The organism is Paraburkholderia sp. NMBU_R16 (genome assembly GCF_013282575.1).
GTDB lineage: Bacteria > Pseudomonadota > Gammaproteobacteria > Burkholderiales > Burkholderiaceae > Trinickia.
In genome coordinates this window covers 1-1,788 of record NZ_JAAAYE010000174.1, presented here as the reverse complement: position 1 = coordinate 1,788, position 1,788 = coordinate 1, and the positions used below count along the sequence as shown (strand labels likewise).

Below are 1,788 nucleotides of genomic sequence, written 5' to 3'. Positions count from 1 at the left end.
GTAAGCGCCTCACGACGACCGTCGTAGACGACGGCGAGAACCGACATCAAAGTGGTGCCCATCATTTTCGATTTGATGGACATCACTGTGACAGAGCCAGAAGCCAGGCCGGGTAGCCGCAAGGGACGCCCAAACTATGATCGCGAGTTTCGACGCCGTCTTGCGGCCGCGGCATGCGAGCCGGGTGCGTCGGTCGCAAAGTTGGCGCGCGAGAATGGCATCAATGCAAACATGCTGTTCACGTGGCGGCGTCGCTATCGCGAGCAATTGCAGGCCCAAACGACGTCGCTGATTCCGGTGGCGGTGGTCGATGAAACGCCGGCGCAGCGCGTGACCACGTCCTCGGATGCTCGGGCAGTCGGCAACCGGACTGCACGAGCCGGGACGATCGAGATTCGATTCGGTGACGTGGTAGTCAAGGTGGACGGCATCGTCGACGCCGACACGCTACGCGTTGTACTGGGGAGCATGCGATCGTGATCTCTTTTCCCACCGGTACACGCGTCTGGCTGGTGGCCGGCGTTACCGACATGCGCTGCGCATTCCAAGGGCTGGCAGCGAAGGTGCAGACGGCGCTCGAGGACAATGCGCTCAGCGGCAACGTGTTCATCTTCCGGGGCCGGCGCGGCGATCTCGTGAAGCTCATGTGGGCAACCGAGGACGGGCTCTGGCTTCTCGCAAAGCGGCTTGAGCGTGGGCGCTTCGTGTGGCCGCAGGCCGATGGCTGCAAGGTCCATCTGACGGCGGCGCAATTGTCCATGTTGCTCGAAGGCATCGATTGGCGGCAACCGCGTCGCACCGCTGCACTGTCGATGTTGTAAACCGAGCAGAAGACTCGTAAACTGCGCCGCATGTCGAACGGCGCCGAACTTCCTGACGATGTTGAAACGCTGCGAGCCTTGCTGCTCGAGGTTCGTGCCCAGCTTGCCGAGCGCGATCTGGAGATCGAGCAACTCAAGGCGCAACTCGACAAGCTTAGGCGCATGCAATTCGGCCGCAAGTCCGAGCAATTGGACCGGGAGGTCGCACGGCTGGAAACCGCGCTCGAGGACCTGACGGGCGAGCGGGGCGTCGCCGATGTGAGGCGCGCTCGCCAATCAAGCGCGAGCACGCCTGTGAGCGACGCATCGCCGAAAGAAGCGCTGCCGCCGCACTTGCCACGCGAAGAACGTGTACTGGAGGCCGACGCAACGTGTGCGAAGTGCGGCAGCGCGATGCAGCCGCTCGGAGAAGACGTGTCCGAGCAGCTCGCCCGCGTCGCGGCGGTGTTCAAGGTGATTCGTACGATCCGGCGCAAGACGGTTTGTCCGTGCGGCCACCACTTCTCGCAGCCGCCGATGCCCGGCCTGCCGATTACGCGCAGCATCGCCCATCCGAGCCTGCTGGCCGACATCCTCGTCTCGAAGTACGCCGACCACGCCCCGCTGTACCGGCAGTCGCAGATAGCCGCGCGCGACGGCGTGAAGCTGGACCCGGCCAGCATGGGCCGCTGGGTTGGCCAGTGCGAGGCCCTTTGCGATGCGCTGACCGAGGCACTGCGCCGCTACACGGTGGCACCGTCGAAGCTGCACGCGGATGACACGCCGATCCCGGTACTCGAGCCGGGCAAGAAGAAGACGAAGACGGGGCGCTTGTGGGTGTATGTGCGCGATGACACTCGTTCGGGCTCGACCGAACCAGGCGCAGTGTGGTTTGCTTACTCGCCGGACCGCAAAGGCATTCATCCCCAGACCCATCTGGCCGGATTCAAGGGTATCTTGCAGGCCGACGCCTACAGCGGCTTCAACG

The 1,788-nt window shown here is 64.1% G+C and carries 3 protein-coding genes; all 3 read left to right on the top strand.

Features of this window, described 5'->3' with window-relative positions:
- Window positions 1-87 precede the first annotated feature (87 nt).
- Window positions 88-480 carry a transposase gene (locus GWC77_RS27560; protein ID WP_367949130.1) on the top strand — a complete coding sequence of 131 codons (393 nt, stop codon included), beginning with the start codon at window positions 88-90 and terminating at the stop codon, window positions 478-480.
- On the top strand, window positions 477-821 hold the full coding sequence (gene tnpB / locus GWC77_RS27555; RefSeq protein WP_173262604.1) for an IS66 family insertion sequence element accessory protein TnpB: 345 nt from the start codon (window positions 477-479) through the stop codon (window positions 819-821). Before GWC77_RS27560 ends, tnpB begins: the two co-directional genes overlap by 4 nt.
- 30 nt (window positions 822-851) lie before the next feature.
- Window positions 852-1,788: IS66 family transposase (locus GWC77_RS27550; RefSeq protein WP_173262601.1), on the top strand; the 937-nt coding region annotated here is incomplete at its 3' end.